Source organism: Mucilaginibacter endophyticus (assembly GCF_003351025.1).
In the GTDB taxonomy this organism is placed as follows: Bacteria; Bacteroidota; Bacteroidia; order Sphingobacteriales; family Sphingobacteriaceae; genus Mucilaginibacter; species Mucilaginibacter endophyticus.
The window spans coordinates 72,578-88,125 of record NZ_QPCG01000004.1 but is presented as its reverse complement, the minus strand read 5'-3'; the positions used below and the strand labels follow the sequence as shown (position 1 = coordinate 88,125).

Below are 15,548 nucleotides of genomic sequence, written 5' to 3'. Positions count from 1 at the left end.
TTGGTAATAATAGTTTAGGCGTAAATGTGAATAATTGGAAACAAATAGTTTTTGGTTAAATTTAAATATGATAATGGCGGATAAAAAGATTACCCTTGATGAATATATGGCAATGCCAATCGGGGCTCCATATCAGTACATAAATGGTTTTCTTATTGACTGGCCTTCAAGAACGGTTCCTCATCAAATTGCTTTAGGGAATTTTGTTGCCGCCATAATAAATTATGAAGATAAAATACAAAACAGAGGTATCTATCTAATTGGTCCGATAGAAGTGATATTGGACGATAAAAACTCTTATAAGCCTGATTTTATTTATATTGCTAAAGAGCGACGGGACATTCTGAAAGATTATATCTATGGAGCACCAGATTTAGTAGTAGAGATTTTGTGGGAGAAAAATGCATACTATGATCTTCGTCCCAAAAAAGATATCTACGAAAAATACGGTGTAAAAGAATACATTATAATAGATCCTATCCAGCAGAATGCCGATTTGTATATGTTGAAAGATGGGGCTTATATTCTTGGGCAAAAGGCACAGCTGGGTGAGGTGCTTAAATCTTTACAGTTGCCTGATTTTGATATTGAGGTATCTAAACTTTTTCAATAAAAGCCCCGTTTCCGGAGCTTTTCAAATTTTATAAACTGTTTATCCACTTCACGAGCTCATCGCGGGTTTTGCCCGTTTTTTGCTGAAGTTTGCCAAGTGTTTCATCGTCTTTGCCCTCTTGCCATGTCAGGTCATCGTCGGTAAGATCGCCGTAGGCTTGTTTGATTTTCCCTTTCAATTCGTTCCATCCGCCCTTTATTTCTAATTTATCCATGATGTTTTTTATTTAGATGTATTAGAGTAACGGATGGGAGGGAGGATGGTTTTGAAGAGAAGCAAGAAGTCAAGAGTTCGGAATCAATAAAAAGTTTGTGGTTTCAGTTAAATAACAAGTTACTCTTCCTTAAAAGTCTTCAATACTTTTCTACCCTTATCATCTCCCGGCCAAAGGGTGATCTTATAATGATCGGTCCCCTCATCTTCTTCGGGGTTCACATTTTTAATGGAATAGGAGTAAATGCGCACCCGGTATCGGCCAGGGGTAACAATAGCTTTCAGCATGATTTTAGTATCCGGGAAATTTAGGATCTCCATAATACCTGAACTTAATTTTACGCTGCCTTCAACAACGTGATCGTATTTGCTAAAATCTTTTTCGGGGTCGGGAGTATTAAGCACATCAAGCTCTGCCTTGATGTGGCCATAGCTGGCGGTTTTTATGCCGATAATATCTTCGGTAGTACCCAGGCGGGCATTTTGGGCATCGCTGTTCCAGAAAGTTGTATCACCTGTAGTGCCGGTAAAAGCCGAATCGCACAGGTAAAACTGGTTATGAGTAGTGAAGAAATCGAGTTTGTACTTTCCGGAAAAAAAGATGCAGGAAATCAAGAGCGGAGGAAAGAAGCAAGAACTCAAGAGCCAAGAGCCAGGAAAAAAACTTTTCATCGCTTGATTCTTATATATTAATTTCTTGCTTCTTGACTCCTGAATTCTTGTTTCTTGACTCTTACAAAGCTCCGGCCTTGATCTCATCAACTACTGATGGATCAAGCAACGTGCTGGTATCGCCAAGGTTTGAAGTATCGCCCTCGGCTATCTTGCGCAAAATACGGCGCATGATTTTGCCCGAACGTGTTTTTGGCAGGCCGGTTACAAACTGAATTTTATCCGGTTTGGCTATCGGGCCTATAATGCGTGATACCGTCATGATAATATCCTTGCGGGTAATCTCTTCGTCGCCATGTTTATCCGGACTAACCACATAGGCATAAACGCCTTGCCCTTTAATATCATGCGGATAACCAACTACAGCCGATTCAACCACGCTGCTGTGCATATTGATGGCATTCTCTACTTCGGCAGTGCCAATACGGTGACCTGATACGTTCAATACATCATCTACACGGCCGGTAATGCGGTAGTAGCCATCCTCATCTCGGAGGCAACCATCGCCGGTAAAGTACATGTTTTCGTAAGTGGCAAAGTAGGTGGTACGGCAACGCTCGTGATCGCCATAAGTGGTACGCAGCATTCCTGGCCATGGGAATTTGATACAAAGGTTTCCGTTAACACCATTACCTTCAATTACTTTGCCGTTTTCATCAACCAAAACCGGTTGCACACCCGGCAAGGGCAACGTAGCATAGCCTGGTTTAGTAGGGGTAATGCCCGCAATAGGTGAGATCATGATACCGCCATTTTCAGTTTGCCACCAGGTATCAACAATAGGGCAGCGGTTTTTGCCGATGTTATCGTCAAACCAGTGCCATGCCTCTTCATTAATAGGTTCGCCTACCGAGCCTAATTTTTTAAGTGAGCTGAGATCTTTGTTATTAACCTGATCCAGCCCGAAGCTCATCAGCGAGCGAATAGCTGTTGGCGCGGTATATAATATGTTTACTTTAAACTTATCTACAATTTCCCAGAAACGGCCGCAATCCGGATAAGTTGGAATGCCCTCAAACATCAATGTGGTAGCTCCTTGCGAAAGTGGACCATACACAATATAAGAGTGGCCGGTGATCCAGCCGATATCAGCGGTGCAAAAATAAACCTCGCCCTGGTTGTATTGGAACACATTGGCGAAGGTATAACCGGCATAAACCATGTAGCCGCCGCAGGTATGTACCACGCCTTTAGGTTTACCCGTTGAACCGGATGTATACAGGATAAACAGCATATCTTCGGCATCCATTACCTCGGCAGGACAGCTTGGGTTACCCTGCGTTTCTACTTTTTTTATCTCATCTTCCCACCAAACATCGCGGCCCTTGATCATGGATACCGGGGTACGGCTGCGGGTAAGTACAATCACTTTTTTAACCGAACGGCATTGCACCAACGCGTCATCAATAACGGTTTTAAGCGGTACTTCTTTATTGCCACGCTTGCCACCGTCGCAAGTGATCACGATATTACACTCAGCATCATTGATCCTGTCGGCAATTGATTGTGCCGAAAAACCGCCAAACACCACCGAGTGGATAGCGCCGATGCGCGCGCAAGCTAACACAGCAATAGCCAGCTCGGGGATCATGGGCATATAAATACATACGCGGTCGCCTTTTTTTGCACCATTGTTTTTAAGCACATTGGCAAACTGGCAAACTTTATCGTGTAGCTGGCGATACGTTAATATACGATGATCTTCTTCCGGATCGTTGGGTTCCCATATGATAGCCGGTTTATCGCCCAGGGTTTCGAGATGGCGATCAAGACAGTTTTCGGTAATGTTGAGTTTTGCCCCCTGGAACCATTTGATTTTAGGCTCCTTAAAGTTCCAGTCGAGTACGGTATCCCACTTTTTTTGCCATAAAAAATTATCGGCAATGCCGGCCCAGAATTGCTCAGGTTGCTCAACACTTTGCTGGTAAACTTTTTTGTACTCTTCAAATGATGTAATTTTCATCGGTTGGTTGGTGTTTGGTTGATGAAGCTGTTACGTGCCCAATTGTTTGTTTCTTTTAGCTTATAACGCTTTCATACGGGTTTAAATGGTGGGCGTAATTTAATAATTTATGTGCTATGAATAAACTAAAATCATAGCTTTTTAAATTTTTTTAAAAAGTAATTATTGGACGAATGACGGGCTTGGGGTTTATGATTTTTTTCGGGTTTGTGTGAAGGCCGCGTTAGGGATTGTAGTGGAAAGCCCACAGCGTGAGGTGGCTTTGGGTTAGAGGCTGTTTAAAAATATATAGAAGCCGTCATTGCTTCGTGCCTCACAATGACGAACGTGATATAGCAGTTTTATTTATCGTTTTAAACAGCTTCTTAGCATTCTGGCAATTCATCAAATTCTATAAATTGCGGTTCAGGCAACGAACCTGCCTTATTTTATTACTGATAGTAATTAAAAAAATAACCTGTTATTAGCTAAATAGATAGGCGTTTGGTATTGCCGTAAATCTTTTTTTAAAATTTTTCAAATCACTGTTGAATATTTGATTTAAAAGTCTGATATTTGCAAACTCTTTTTGGATAAAGGGTTGATAATTAAAAATATTTGTCATGTCAAGAATTTGTGATCTAACAGGAAAAGGATCTATTGTAGGTAACAACGTTTCAAACTCAAACGTTAAAACAAAACGCAGATTTCATCCTAACTTGAAACTTAAAAAGTTTTATATTCCTGAAGAAGATAAATGGATTACCTTAAAGGTATCTACTTCTGCTGTGAAAACTATCAGCAAAAACGGTATTACCGCCTGCATTAATAAATTTGTTAAAAAAGGCTACATTTAGTAGTTGGCTTTCAAGTTTAGCAGTATAATAAAATTGAAAAATTACGTAAGCCGTGAGGTGACACGTACAACATAAAAATAAAATGGCAAAAAAAGGCAACAGGGTTCAGGTGATTTTAGAGTGCACCGAACACAAAACAAGCGGTATGCCAGGCATGTCTCGCTATATCACCACTAAGAACAAGAAAAACACTACCGAAAGATTAGAGTTGAAAAAATTCAACCCTGTTTTAAGGAAAGTTACTGTTCACAAAGAGATAAAATAATTGGTTGATGAAGTTGATTGGTTGATTAGGTTAACATGCTAACAACAATTAACTTGCTAATTAAATCATTCACTAATTCAAAAAATTAACAAGAAATGGCAAAGAAAGTAGTTGCAACCCTGAAAGTAGCAGGTAAAGGCAAAGAATATTCAAAAGTGATCACCATGAATAAATCACCTAAAACTGGTGCTTATTCATTCAAAACCCAAATTGTCCCTAACGATTTAGTTAAGGATGCAATTGCTGGTAAAACTATATAATCACTCTTTGATTAAAATATTAAAGCCGTCTTGTTTTTACGAGAGGGCTTTTTTTGTTATGCCAGAACCGGAATTAAACGAATTAATAGAATTGTCAGAATAAAACAATTCTGGCTGCAAATTCTTAGAATTCTATAAATTCGGGTTCAGACAAAAATCTGCACATCTGTAATCTAAAATCTGCACATCGTAACATGGGATTATTTGATTTTTTTAAGAAAAAGGAAAATACGCAGCAGGAGCAGCAGGCGCTTGATACCGGTTTAGAAAAAACCAAGGATAACTTTTTTTCAAAGATCACCAAAGCCATCGCCGGTAAATCAACCGTTGATGATGATGTGCTTGATGATTTGGAAGAAGTATTGGTTACCTCCGATGTTGGCGTAAGCACTACCCTCAAAATCATCGACAGGATCCAGGCTCGCGTTGCCCGCGATAAATACGTAAGCACCAACGAACTGAACACCCTGCTAAAGGATGAAATTCAGCAGTTACTTGCCGAAAACAACAGTAACGACTTCCGCAACTTTGAATATGGCGATCATAAGCCATACGTAATTATGGTTGTTGGTGTTAACGGCGTGGGTAAAACAACTACCATAGGCAAGCTGGCCCACAAGTTAAAGCAAGCCGGTAATCAGGTGGTTTTAGGCGCCGCCGATACTTTCCGTGCTGCCGCGGTTGATCAGATCAAACTTTGGGGCGAGCGTGTTGGTGTAAAGGTTGTTGCCCAGGCTATGGGTTCAGATCCGGCTTCGGTTGCCTATGACACCTTACGTTCTGCAGTGGCTAATGGCGATGATGTAGCCATTATAGATACCGCCGGTCGTTTGCACAATAAAGTTGGTTTGATGAACGAACTAACCAAGATCAAGAATGTTATGCAGAAGGTTATTCCCGGAGCGCCACATGAGATTTTGCTGGTACTTGATGCCTCAACCGGGCAAAATGCTATTGAACAATGCAAGCAATTTACCGAGGCTACTAACGTGAATGCGCTGGCATTAACCAAGCTTGATGGTACGGCTAAAGGCGGCGTGGTGATTGGTATATCAGATCAGTTTAAAATTCCCGTTAAATATATAGGCGTAGGTGAAGGCATGGATCACCTGCAGTTATTTGACAGGCAGGCATTTGTAGATAGCTTGTTTAAGCAATAAAACTATGTCATTGCGAGGAGGAACGACGAAGCAATCCCCTCCCTTGCAATTCAAACCTGTATCGTTCGCGATTGCTTCGTTCCTCGCAATGACATTTTTTCATTGCAATGATTAGTGTGTTATGAAGACAAAAGAAATTTCCCGCCCATCGGTTAAACAAGCCAAACCCCGTGTAAACGTGGTTACATTAGGCTGTTCAAAAAATATTTACGATTCGGAAATATTGATGGGCCAGTTGAAGGGCAACCAGTTTGATGTGGTGCATGAGGCCGAGAAGGTAGGCAAAAATGATATTATAGTAATTAATACTTGTGGCTTTATTGATAATGCCAAGCAGGAATCAATAGATACCATCCTGCAATACAGCGAGCTCAAGGAGCAGGGCAAGGTGGGTAAGGTGATTGTAACCGGCTGCCTGAGCGAGCGCTACAAGCCGGAGCTTGAAGCAGAGATCACCAACGTTGATGCCTACTTTGGTACCAACGATCTGCAAAACCTGCTGGCTACTGTAGGCGCAAATTATAAGCATGAGCTGATTGGTGAGCGTTTGCTGACCACACCATCGCACTTCGCTTATTTTAAAATTGCCGAAGGCTGTAACCGTCCGTGCTCATTTTGTGCTATTCCGCTGATGCGGGGTAAACACCTGAGCTCACCTATTGAACAATTGGTTGAAGATGCTAAGAAGCTTGCTAAAAACGGCACTAAAGAATTGATTCTGATTGCGCAGGATTTGACTTATTATGGTCTCGACCTTTATGGCAAACGTAACCTGGATGAATTACTTCGTCGTTTGTCTGATGTGAATGGTATTGAATGGATCAGACTGCAGTATGCTTATCCTTCAGGTTTCCCAATGGAGATCCTGGATGTGATGAACGAGCGTGAAAACATCTGCAAATACCTGGATATGCCGTTGCAGCACATCACCGATAATATGCTGAAATCGATGCGCCGCGGTATCACCAAGCAAAAAACCATTGATATCGTAAATGAGATTCGTGATAGGGTTCCGGGTATCGCTATGCGTACTACGCTGATCACCGGTTATCCGGGCGAAACCCAGCAGGATTTTGAAGAGATGGCTCAATGGGTTGAGGATACCAAGTTTGACCGTCTGGGTTGTTTCACTTACTCACACGAGGAGAAAACCCATGCCCATAGTTTGGTTGACGATGTACCTGAAGAAGTAAAACAGGAACGCGCAGATGCTATTATGGAAATTCAACAAGGTATCTCTTTTGATAAAAACCAGGAGAAGATAGGCAATACCTACAAAGTGCTGATCGACAAGAAAGATGGCGACTACTTTGTTGGCCGTACAGAATTTGATTCGCCTGAGGTTGATAACGAAGTTTTGATTGACGCCAGCATTGATTACGCTACCGTTGGCAGCTTTGTTAACGTAAAGATAGACAGCGCCGAGGACTTTGACCTTTATGGACAAATTGTAAAATAATGTTAATTTGCAGTCTGCTGTAAAGCGATTTGCGATTTATAATCTAATTTCGACATCAGCATTTAATTTTATTTGCTGATGTTTTGTTTTAGGCCAAATCCGAAATCGAACATCCAAAATCCGAAATCAACGAAATGGACGCATCCTGTATAAGTTATAAAGACACCGGTTTCTTTTCACACACGGTTGCCGAATACATCGACAATAAGCCCGAGTTGCAACCTTTTTATGGCTACCGCCCTGATATGGCCGGTTTTGCCGAGTTTTTGAAAAACAAAAAGGTTGTTGCCGATCGCGAGGTGTTGGTACGTGTTTTAACTAAACAATACGAATGTTTAGGTAAGGAGCCCGGTAAATTATGTACTTACTCAACCGCCCTTACAGCCCAAAACCTAGAGCTGTTAAAGCAGGACAATACTTATACCATTACAACCGGGCACCAGCTAAATATCTTCGCCGGGCCGTTGTATTTCCTTTATAAAATAGCTACGGCCATTAAAGTGGCGCAGCAATTAAAAGCCGCTCATCCCGATAAAAACTTTGTACCTGTTTACTGGATGGCCAGCGAAGACCACGACTTTGCCGAGATCAACTATACCAATATAGGCGGTAAAAAAGTACACTGGTGGTATGAAGCTTCGGGAGCAACCGGCCGGATCGATCCGGTGAGCATACGCCAGGCGCTTAACCAGTATAAAGGTGTTTTGGGTATGGAAGGCCACGCTACCGATCTTGCCGAAATTGTTGAAACAGCTTATACTAAATTTGATAAACTTGCCGATGCTACCCGTTACCTGGTTAACTCTTTGTTCGGCCAATACGGTTTGGTGATCATTGATGCTGATGACCATGAGTTTAAAAAAGAGTTCGCGCCAATTATTGAGCAGGATATTATTGGTCAGCATAGTTTTAAAAATATCAGCGAAACCAATCAAAAACTACATGAGCTTGGTGTACATATCCAGGTTAATCCACGCGAGATCAATTTCTTTTATCTGAAAGATCAGCTGCGCGAACGGATAGTTTTTGAAAATGACAGTTATCATGTGCTTAATACCGAGATTAGTTTTACTGAAGCTGAACTAAAAAAAGAAATAGCGGAATATCCCGAACGTTTTAGTCCTAACGTGGTGATGCGTCCATTATATCAGGAATGTATTTTACCTAACATCGCTTATATAGGCGGTGGTGCGGAAGTGGTTTACTGGCTGGAACTGAAATCGAACTTTGATCACTATAAAATTGATTTCCCGATCCTGATCCTCCGTAATTCGGCATTGGTGATCAAGAAGGAGCAAGCTGCTAAAATAACACGGATGGATTTGGATGCCCTTTCTTTATTTAAAGAAAGTGATGCCCTGCAAACCTACTGGATTAAAAAGCACAGCGATCATAACCTGAGCATTGCCGAGGAATGGCGCGAAATGGAAAGCCTGTTCGAAAAAATAAAGCTGCGTGCTTACAAGATAGATCCAACACTTTCTCCATCAGCGGCGGCGGTACAGGCACGCCTTAAAAAGGCAATGGACAACCTGGAAAAGAAATTGATCCGTGCCGAAAAAAGAAATTACAGTGTGCGTTTAGAGCAATTAACTGCCGTTAAAGCCGAACTATTCCCGAAAGATAGCCTGCAGGAGCGCTCTGAAAACTTTGGTCTCATGTATGTAAAATGGGGACAAACGTTTATTGATGAGCTTATCCGCCTGTTTGAACCATTGGATTTTAAGTTTACGGTGCTGACGGAGAAGTAAAGTCAGGGTAGATAGTCTATATTTTAATCCTAATGATTGTCAGTTAATATCAGAAAAATCCAGGTCAAGAATCCAGTCATTGGGATTTCTTATCTCATCTGATACTGGCCTCCTGAATAATTTACAACTAAAACTATATTGTAAATAAAAAATAATGGAATTATCTGAATCGAATTCGATCCGGAAAGATTTATCATTGGTTAATATCTTATATTCAGTTTGTTTATCGAGTTCAAAGTCAATACAGATGAGCTCAACCCAAACATGTTTAGGTTGAGCTGTCCTGTTAGCAAATTCAATATTTACCGGTAAATCTGGGTCTCTGTAGAAGTGGTTGTCACGACTTTTAAAAATAGGGCCCTTATAAAATGATTTAAATAGTTTTTTCATATAGATTGAAATAACCCCGCTGCCGGAAAGAAAAATAGTAAACCGGCAACAGGGCTCGCACACAAAACACAAGGATTTTTAAACCCGACCTAAGAATTGAATTCAAGACTGAGTACTCCCGACGTCGAATTTTACTCTTCCCCTACCAGCTTAAACACCATCCCGTCCATATCTTCATTGATCCTGATTTGACAAGCCAGGCGACTTGCAGGAGGGGCATAGGGTAGGGTATCTAATACATCCAGTTCGGTATCGGTGGCTGTAAAATATTCTTCAGGGCCTTCTATTACCTGCACATGGCAGGTGGCACAAAGTGCCATACCACCACAAGTAGCCAGGATATCATATTCAGATGCTTTCAGCACTTCCATCAGGCTCAGGTTAATACCCTCCGGAATTTCGACTGGCCTGCTACCGCCGTAGCGGTCAATTATGGTTAAATTTATCATGGCTAAAAAGCGCTTACACCGTAAACGGTGGTATATTTAAAACTCAGTTTTTGCTCGGGGAAAACATATTTGAAAGCGCTCTGCGCCATCAATGCACTCTCGTGGAAGCCGCACAATATCAGCTTAAGCTTGCCTGGGTAGGTGTTGATGTCGCCAATAGCGTAAATGCGCTCAATATTGGTGCTGTAATCAACTGTATTTACCGCGATGGCTGATCGATCTATGTTCAAGCCCCAATCGGCGATGGGGCCAAGTTTAGGGCTAAGACCGAAGAGTGGAATAAGATGATCGGCTTCAATGTGGCTAACCTGTTGGTCGCGGTCAAGCAGGGTGATCTCGCGAAGACGGTCATCGCCGGTTAAGGCAACCACGTTCGATTTCAGGATCAGGTCGATTTTGCCTTCCTTGGCCAGATCAAATACTTTTTCGGCACTGTCAGGTGCTCCGCGGAAGGTATCGCCCCTGTGAACAAGCGTAACCCGTTCAGCCACATTACTCAGGAAAACGGCCCAGTCCAATGCTGAATCACCGCCGCCGGCCAGTACCACTTTTTTATCACGGAAATGTTCAGGATTTTTTACCATGTAGGCTACACCTTTACCTTCAAAATCTGAAAGGCGGTCAATTTCCGGCTTGCGGGGCTCAAAGCAACCAAGGCCGCCGGCAATTACTACTACCTGGCAATGAACAACGGTGCCATCATTAGTGATGATATTGTATGAACCGTCTTCATTGCGTTGCAGGTTTTCTACCCGTTCGCCTAAACTAAAAGTTGGATGAAACGGAGCTATCTGCAGCATCAGGTTATCTACCAGTTGCTGCGCGGTAACGTCGGGATAGCCCGGAATATCATATATAGGTTTATGCGGATAAATTTCAGAAAGCTGCCCCCCAACCTGCGACAGTACGTCAATTAAATGGCAGCGCATTTTGAGCAGTCCGGCTTCAAAAACGGCAAATAAACCAACAGGTCCGGCGCCTATAATGCAGATATCGGTAGTAATGTGTTCCATGCGTGATTACCTTTTGTTCGGTACTCAAATTTGGAGCTAAACCTGTTGGTAATCAAATGATATAAAGTAATACGCGATTACTTTAAGTTATAATTGGCGAGGCAAAAACGTTTAAATAATTCAATCAGTTTGCTGTGTTTACCGTGCAGCTGAATGAATTGAAACGTGCGGAAAATCTCCAACCCTTTAACATCAATAATACTGAGCTCGTTGTATTTTAGTTCGCTCACTACCGATTGGATGGAGAGGAATGTAGCTGTTTCTGAGTATAAAAGGTATTGTTTTATCGCTATGCTGCTCTCCAGCTGAATTTCAATATTAAGATCTTTAGGGTTGATCTGTATTGCCGCCAACGCGTTGAAAATTACATCAAGCGTACCCGATCCAGCCTCCCTTAAAACCAATGGAATGGACGGCAATTGCTTGGGTGTGATCTCGGCTTTTTTGGATAACTTATTGTTAGCGCTGGTTACTAATACAATTTCGTCTTTGATGAAATCGGTATAAGATAATTGTGGCGAATGTGCCGCACCTTCCACTATCGCTATATCTATTTTTTCGGCAAGTACCAGCTGCGAGATCTGGTCGGTATTGGCCTGGATAAAGTTGAAGGTGACTTTGGGATATGTTTTTTTAAACATAGCCAACAGTTTGGGCAAAATAGTTTGGGCTACGGTGGTACTGGCGCCAATGTGCAGGGTACCGGCCTCTAAATTGTTAAGCTGTGCCAGTTCGGTTTCAAGCTCGGTATAAGTCTGAAAAATCTTTTCGGCATATTTTTCCAGGATCTTGCCGGCGGTAGTGAGGGCGATATTATTGCCGTTACGTTTAAACAGCTGCACGCTAAGCTGCTGTTCCAATTCCTTGATATGTTTGGTGACAGCAGGCTGGGTAATAAACAGCTCGGAAGCAGCCTTGGTAAAGCTTAAGCGCTGTGCAACTGTATAGAAAACCTTCAGCCTGAAATCAAATATCATTGAGCCAATTTAGGAATAAATAGTTGAGATTAATTGTTCCCGATTTTTATGTCATTGCGCTTCACTCGCAATGACATAAAATTATAGCAACCCGTATAGGTACTTTAATTGGTAACTAATTGCGGACTGGCGTTTTTGCGTTTCAGGATCAAAGCTGCTATCAGCGCAATCACCAGGCCAACGGGCAATATCTCCATATAAGTAAGTACAATAACGCCAAAAGGGTTTTTATACATGTTAATATAACCGGCCATACTTGCCTCCTGCTGTTTAAGTTCGGCATCCGTTGCGCCGTGGGCTTTGGCTTCCCTTAAAACATGGGCTACATACTTGGTCATGAAATCCGGATAGAAATTATAGAGTTCGATAAGCCATACAATCACATAAACCGTTGATGTGATGAGCACAATATAAAGACCAATCATAAAAGCTTTGCCGAAACTGATCACGCCTTCATTGTATTTATCGCGGTAGTTTTTAATAGCTACAAATATCAGCGAGAAGGCCAGTAGCATGGAGCCGTAGCCCACCCACATATTGCCCTGAAAGTTGGGATTGTCATAACACAGGGCCCCAGAAATTCCTCCGGTTGCGGCAATGATCAAACCGGAGATTGATCCAAAAACAAGTACATTCTTTTTCATATCGTTTTATGTTTTGATAGAACAAATTTGGCTTGTCAGAAACTTTCCGGGCTCATACTTTAGGGTGATTTTGAAAAATGTGCCGCTTTTAGTGCCAAAGTATGATGCCGGTTAAGGAATAATGCAGAGTCGTTTGCCCATTTCAACGGCTTGTGTGCGGCGTTTTACCTCCATTTTTTCAAACACCTTTGCCGAATGCGTTTTGATGGTATTTAACGATACAAACAAGCGCTCTGAAATTTCCTGGTTGCTCAGCCCTTCAGCCATCAATTGTAAAACATCCAGTTCGCGTTTACTGAGGCCCATTTTTTCTACCTCGGCCTGGTTAACAGTAAACTCGGGGCCGTTATTTACGTAAACCTGCTTTTCTACTATTACTGTTTTGGGCTTGGTAAGTTTTAATGCCAACCAGATACCGAGCGCTGTAAAAAACACGGCAATTGCGCCCATGTAAACTTCATAAGCATTGTTAACTATTACCAGCTTTAGTTCGAGCCATTTTAGCAAAAGCAATAGCACAGCAAGGCATAGCCCATACAGTATGGTAAGTTTGTTTTTTGCCAGCAGGTTTTTTGCCATCTTTTAATAACCGATTTATCTTAAAAATAGGATATTTTATACAAAGCCCGAAAGGTGTAAAAACAAAAAACGGGAGAATATCCACGAATGGTCGGAAAAAATTTCGGCCATTTTTATGTTTTAAAAAAACGGCCGGGGTGTTCCGCAAGAGTAAGAAATTTATTGATAAGCGCTTTCTTAAGTATAATGTCTAAACCACCGCCTTTGGTGGTAGATCAGTAGTGGAGGTTACGCCAGAAACCGTATACATAGTTTTGAGTGAATACGATTGCTTCTACTATGTAGTAAATAGGATATTTACCCCCACCTTAGGTGGTGGAGGACTAAAAAGCAAATCGTTCTTACAGTAAACAGGCTATATCATCCAGCCAATGATCCAGGTTGAGTAATTCCTGCGCTGTTACGATGCCTTTTTTATGGAGGGCCTGGTAGGCATCCTGTAAATTTTGCGACATCGAACGGGACGATGAAATAACTGCTTCGACCGTTGGAATAATGTCTTTGCAATATTTATACATCGGCATTTCAGATTCCAGGTCGTCCACGAAATTGTGCGGATTGCGTTTTTGCACAACATTTGCGCCTGTGAAGCCGAGCTGGTAGCCATAAAGCCACATGATGGGCTGGGCAATCAGTCCGCGTAAGATATCTGTGAACCTGAATGTAACGTAGGTGGGCAGGTAAAGTAATGGGAACAGATCTTTTACAATCAATGTGTTTTGCGTGTTGAACGGCGCTATAGTGCCCTTGTCGAGAACCACAGGTTTTGCGTCATTAAACGTGATCAGTTTATTTAAGGTCAGCCGGTAAATGGCGTCCACATCGGGGTCTTCATCAGCCAGTCCCTGCCAGATACCAACTTTGCAGGTCTGGGTCTCGACGTTTTGATGAAGTTCGAAATCTTTAAGCAGCAAATCCAGCGGCAAGCCGCGCGGCCAAACATGCTGATCTGTAAACCATTGGTAGATATTTATAAAGCCCTGGTTTGCATTGAGCAAACTATGTTTGCCTTCGGTTTTCGGGAAACACCAGTTTTCGTTAGGGTAATTATCGTCGTCAGTATCGATGATATATCCTGCGCCGTTTTTAATGGCTTTTAAATAACCGAGCATTTTGCGGCAATAATGATTATAGGGCAGTGCCTTTGCCAATTTGAAATCGAGTAGCTCCTGATCCCGTACCGAAAGATATTCTGCCCCCTGACAGGCCCAGCCGGCCGGCGTTTTTTTATCACCAACAACAATCAAATGGTGATCAGGCATTTTTGCAAAGGCTTCAACAGCCAAAGTCGGCTGAAAGATGGATGTGATAACGATGGCTTTGGTTTTGTTTACTGATTCCATTTCGAGAGCTTGATAGGGTGTATGTAGAGGGTTTGCTCCGGAAAGTTCTGCAGCAAATTGTTCAGGTTTTGATTGTAAGGTTCCAGAAACTTAAAATCGGCCGGCGTCCATAAAGTACGGCCTTTAAGCGGAAGGTCATTTTCGGTAATTATTTTATCTGCTGCGAGCACCATAGACGTTGGCAGGCCGACTTCGACGAACAGGCGCGTAACAGCGGTTACACCGCAATAATTAACAAAGGATGCAATGGCATCGGCGCTAACAATAAAAATATCCGAGTATGCTGCAACCAATGGGTATGCAAGCTGATGCTGCTGATTAAGCAGGCGATTTTTTAAATAACGGATAAGATGTTTTTTGGGCATACTGAACCAATCGCCCAGTGATTGAGGCGTTGGCCATATCTGGCTGAATTTTAACGGTTTCAGGTCTAAGTTGAACTTTTTAAAAGCCTTGCGAGACGTTTCATTATCCGGCCAAAAACTTGTTGCCTCAACACCAACCTGTTTGATGTTCCAGTAAAAGGCATCGGCAACCCTGTGCCACGGTCTGGGCCCCTGAACATCATGAAGATTGGAGAAGCCCGGTATAAAGCAAGTGGTATCGTCTACCTTAAAGTACTCCCTGTAATTATCCTGGTTGATTTGCGGATGCAGTAGCAGATCATCGGCTACAAAAAAGTAATGTTTATAAGTCGATTTATAGAAACTCTTAAAAGCCTGCGCAACGTAGCCCTGAAAATAATACGAATTTTCATACACCGGAATCACGTTACTTTCATCACCGGTATAAAAAGGAACAATGTGATAAATATTTGTGAAGCGACCGTTGTAGAGTTTTTCAAGTATTTCAATGTTACTGTTATATTGATGGTTGTAGATAATTATTAAAGCAACCTCGTCCATATATCTAATGTGTATGAGAGTTTCAGTTCGGGTATGCAAATTAATCAAAAATTCCT

Annotated in this window: 17 protein-coding genes; 7 read left to right on the top strand and 10 right to left on the bottom strand. The window is 42.0% G+C overall.

Features of this window, described 5'->3' with window-relative positions; translation table 11 throughout:
* Window positions 1-73: 73 nt before the first annotated feature.
* Entirely contained in the window at window positions 74-613 is a 540-nt protein-coding gene (locus tag DUL71_RS17240) for a Uma2 family endonuclease (RefSeq protein WP_161964458.1), read from the top strand.
* Between the two features lie 28 nt (window positions 614-641).
* Here the strand turns inward: DUL71_RS17240 and DUL71_RS17235 are convergent, their stop codons facing one another.
* The 3 genes from DUL71_RS17235 to acs form a co-directional block, all read right to left on the bottom strand.
* On the bottom strand, window positions 642-827 hold the full coding sequence (locus DUL71_RS17235; RefSeq protein WP_091208858.1) for a CsbD family protein: 186 nt from the start codon (window positions 825-827) through the stop codon (window positions 642-644).
* Window positions 828-946: 119 nt separating this feature from the next.
* Entirely contained in the window at window positions 947-1,441 is a 495-nt protein-coding gene (locus tag DUL71_RS17230; protein WP_161964457.1) for a hypothetical protein, read from the bottom strand.
* Window positions 1,442-1,559: 118 nt separating this feature from the next.
* The gene (gene acs / locus DUL71_RS17225) at window positions 1,560-3,461 is read right to left on the bottom strand and encodes an acetate--CoA ligase (RefSeq protein WP_114939286.1); all 1,902 of its coding nucleotides are present in this window, start codon (window positions 3,459-3,461) and stop codon (window positions 1,560-1,562) included.
* A 602-nt stretch (window positions 3,462-4,063) separates the two neighbouring features.
* Here acs and rpmB point away from each other — a divergent pair.
* The 6 genes from rpmB to bshC all read left to right on the top strand — a co-directional run bounded on the left by rpmB (window position 4,064) and on the right by bshC (window position 9,192).
* Entirely contained in the window at window positions 4,064-4,297 is a 234-nt protein-coding gene (rpmB, locus tag DUL71_RS17220) for a 50S ribosomal protein L28 (RefSeq protein WP_022830076.1), read from the top strand.
* Window positions 4,298-4,379: 82 nt separating this feature from the next.
* Window positions 4,380-4,562 carry a 50S ribosomal protein L33 gene (gene rpmG / locus DUL71_RS17215; protein ID WP_022830075.1) on the top strand — a complete coding sequence of 61 codons (183 nt, stop codon included), beginning with the start codon at window positions 4,380-4,382 and terminating at the stop codon, window positions 4,560-4,562.
* Window positions 4,563-4,657: 95 nt separating this feature from the next.
* A complete protein-coding gene (locus DUL71_RS17210; RefSeq protein ID WP_022830074.1) occupies window positions 4,658-4,822 on the top strand; it encodes a DUF4295 domain-containing protein in 165 nt (54 codons plus the stop codon).
* A gap of 194 nt (window positions 4,823-5,016) precedes the next feature.
* On the top strand, window positions 5,017-5,982 hold the full coding sequence (gene ftsY, locus DUL71_RS17205; protein ID WP_114939285.1) for a signal recognition particle-docking protein FtsY: 966 nt from the start codon (window positions 5,017-5,019) through the stop codon (window positions 5,980-5,982).
* A 121-nt stretch (window positions 5,983-6,103) separates the two neighbouring features.
* On the top strand, window positions 6,104-7,441 hold the full coding sequence (rimO, locus tag DUL71_RS17200; RefSeq protein WP_114939284.1) for a 30S ribosomal protein S12 methylthiotransferase RimO: 1,338 nt from the start codon (window positions 6,104-6,106) through the stop codon (window positions 7,439-7,441).
* 134 nt (window positions 7,442-7,575) lie between these two features.
* On the top strand, window positions 7,576-9,192 hold the full coding sequence (gene bshC / locus DUL71_RS17195) for a bacillithiol biosynthesis cysteine-adding enzyme BshC (protein WP_114939283.1): 1,617 nt from the start codon (window positions 7,576-7,578) through the stop codon (window positions 9,190-9,192).
* Between the two features lie 521 nt (window positions 9,193-9,713).
* On the opposite strand, the gene DUL71_RS17185 is transcribed toward bshC, so the two are convergent.
* The 7 genes from DUL71_RS17185 to DUL71_RS17155 form a co-directional block, all read right to left on the bottom strand.
* On the bottom strand, window positions 9,714-10,031 hold the full coding sequence (locus tag DUL71_RS17185; RefSeq protein WP_114939281.1) for a 2Fe-2S iron-sulfur cluster-binding protein: 318 nt from the start codon (window positions 10,029-10,031) through the stop codon (window positions 9,714-9,716).
* 2 nt (window positions 10,032-10,033) lie between these two features.
* Window positions 10,034-11,044 (bottom strand): NAD(P)/FAD-dependent oxidoreductase, encoded by a 1,011-nt coding sequence (locus DUL71_RS17180; RefSeq protein WP_114939280.1) that lies wholly within the window; start codon window positions 11,042-11,044, stop codon window positions 10,034-10,036.
* A 77-nt stretch (window positions 11,045-11,121) separates the two neighbouring features.
* A complete protein-coding gene (locus tag DUL71_RS17175; protein WP_244228786.1) occupies window positions 11,122-12,021 on the bottom strand; it encodes a LysR substrate-binding domain-containing protein in 900 nt (299 codons plus the stop codon).
* A 104-nt stretch (window positions 12,022-12,125) separates the two neighbouring features.
* Complete coding sequence (locus DUL71_RS17170; RefSeq protein WP_114939279.1) at window positions 12,126-12,665, bottom strand: DUF4199 domain-containing protein; 540 nt, start codon at window positions 12,663-12,665, stop codon at window positions 12,126-12,128.
* A gap of 111 nt (window positions 12,666-12,776) precedes the next feature.
* Window positions 12,777-13,244 carry a response regulator transcription factor gene (locus DUL71_RS17165; RefSeq protein ID WP_114939278.1) on the bottom strand — a complete coding sequence of 156 codons (468 nt, stop codon included), beginning with the start codon at window positions 13,242-13,244 and terminating at the stop codon, window positions 12,777-12,779.
* A gap of 341 nt (window positions 13,245-13,585) precedes the next feature.
* Window positions 13,586-14,587, bottom strand: a complete 1,002-nt coding sequence (locus tag DUL71_RS17160) for an STELLO glycosyltransferase family protein (RefSeq protein ID WP_114939277.1) — start codon at window positions 14,585-14,587, stop codon at window positions 13,586-13,588.
* Window positions 14,575-15,492 carry a hypothetical protein gene (locus DUL71_RS17155; RefSeq protein ID WP_114939276.1) on the bottom strand — a complete coding sequence of 306 codons (918 nt, stop codon included), beginning with the start codon at window positions 15,490-15,492 and terminating at the stop codon, window positions 14,575-14,577. Before DUL71_RS17155 ends, DUL71_RS17160 begins: the two co-directional genes overlap by 13 nt.
* Window positions 15,493-15,548 lie beyond the last annotated feature (56 nt).

Coding starts and splice junctions, on each gene's coding strand:
- rimO (WP_114939284.1), top strand. CDS start 6,104: ATGAAGACAAAAGAAATTTCCCGCCCATCGGTTAAACAAGCCAAACCC.
- rpmG (WP_022830075.1), top strand. CDS start 4,380: ATGGCAAAAAAAGGCAACAGGGTTCAGGTGATTTTAGAGTGCACCGAA.
- rpmB (WP_022830076.1), top strand. CDS start 4,064: ATGTCAAGAATTTGTGATCTAACAGGAAAAGGATCTATTGTAGGTAAC.
- DUL71_RS17185 (WP_114939281.1), bottom strand. CDS start 10,031: ATGATAAATTTAACCATAATTGACCGCTACGGCGGTAGCAGGCCAGTC.
- DUL71_RS17170 (WP_114939279.1), bottom strand. CDS start 12,665: ATGAAAAAGAATGTACTTGTTTTTGGATCAATCTCCGGTTTGATCATT.
- bshC (WP_114939283.1), top strand. CDS start 7,576: ATGGACGCATCCTGTATAAGTTATAAAGACACCGGTTTCTTTTCACAC.
- ftsY (WP_114939285.1), top strand. CDS start 5,017: ATGGGATTATTTGATTTTTTTAAGAAAAAGGAAAATACGCAGCAGGAG.
- DUL71_RS17160 (WP_114939277.1), bottom strand. CDS start 14,587: ATGGAATCAGTAAACAAAACCAAAGCCATCGTTATCACATCCATCTTT.
- acs (WP_114939286.1), bottom strand. CDS start 3,461: ATGAAAATTACATCATTTGAAGAGTACAAAAAAGTTTACCAGCAAAGT.
- DUL71_RS17235 (WP_091208858.1), bottom strand. CDS start 827: ATGGATAAATTAGAAATAAAGGGCGGATGGAACGAATTGAAAGGGAAA.
- DUL71_RS17175 (WP_244228786.1), bottom strand. CDS start 12,021: ATGATATTTGATTTCAGGCTGAAGGTTTTCTATACAGTTGCACAGCGC.
- DUL71_RS17210 (WP_022830074.1), top strand. CDS start 4,658: ATGGCAAAGAAAGTAGTTGCAACCCTGAAAGTAGCAGGTAAAGGCAAA.
- DUL71_RS17165 (WP_114939278.1), bottom strand. CDS start 13,244: ATGGCAAAAAACCTGCTGGCAAAAAACAAACTTACCATACTGTATGGG.
- DUL71_RS17155 (WP_114939276.1), bottom strand. CDS start 15,492: ATGGACGAGGTTGCTTTAATAATTATCTACAACCATCAATATAACAGT.
- DUL71_RS17180 (WP_114939280.1), bottom strand. CDS start 11,044: ATGGAACACATTACTACCGATATCTGCATTATAGGCGCCGGACCTGTT.
- DUL71_RS17240 (WP_161964458.1), top strand. CDS start 74: ATGGCGGATAAAAAGATTACCCTTGATGAATATATGGCAATGCCAATC.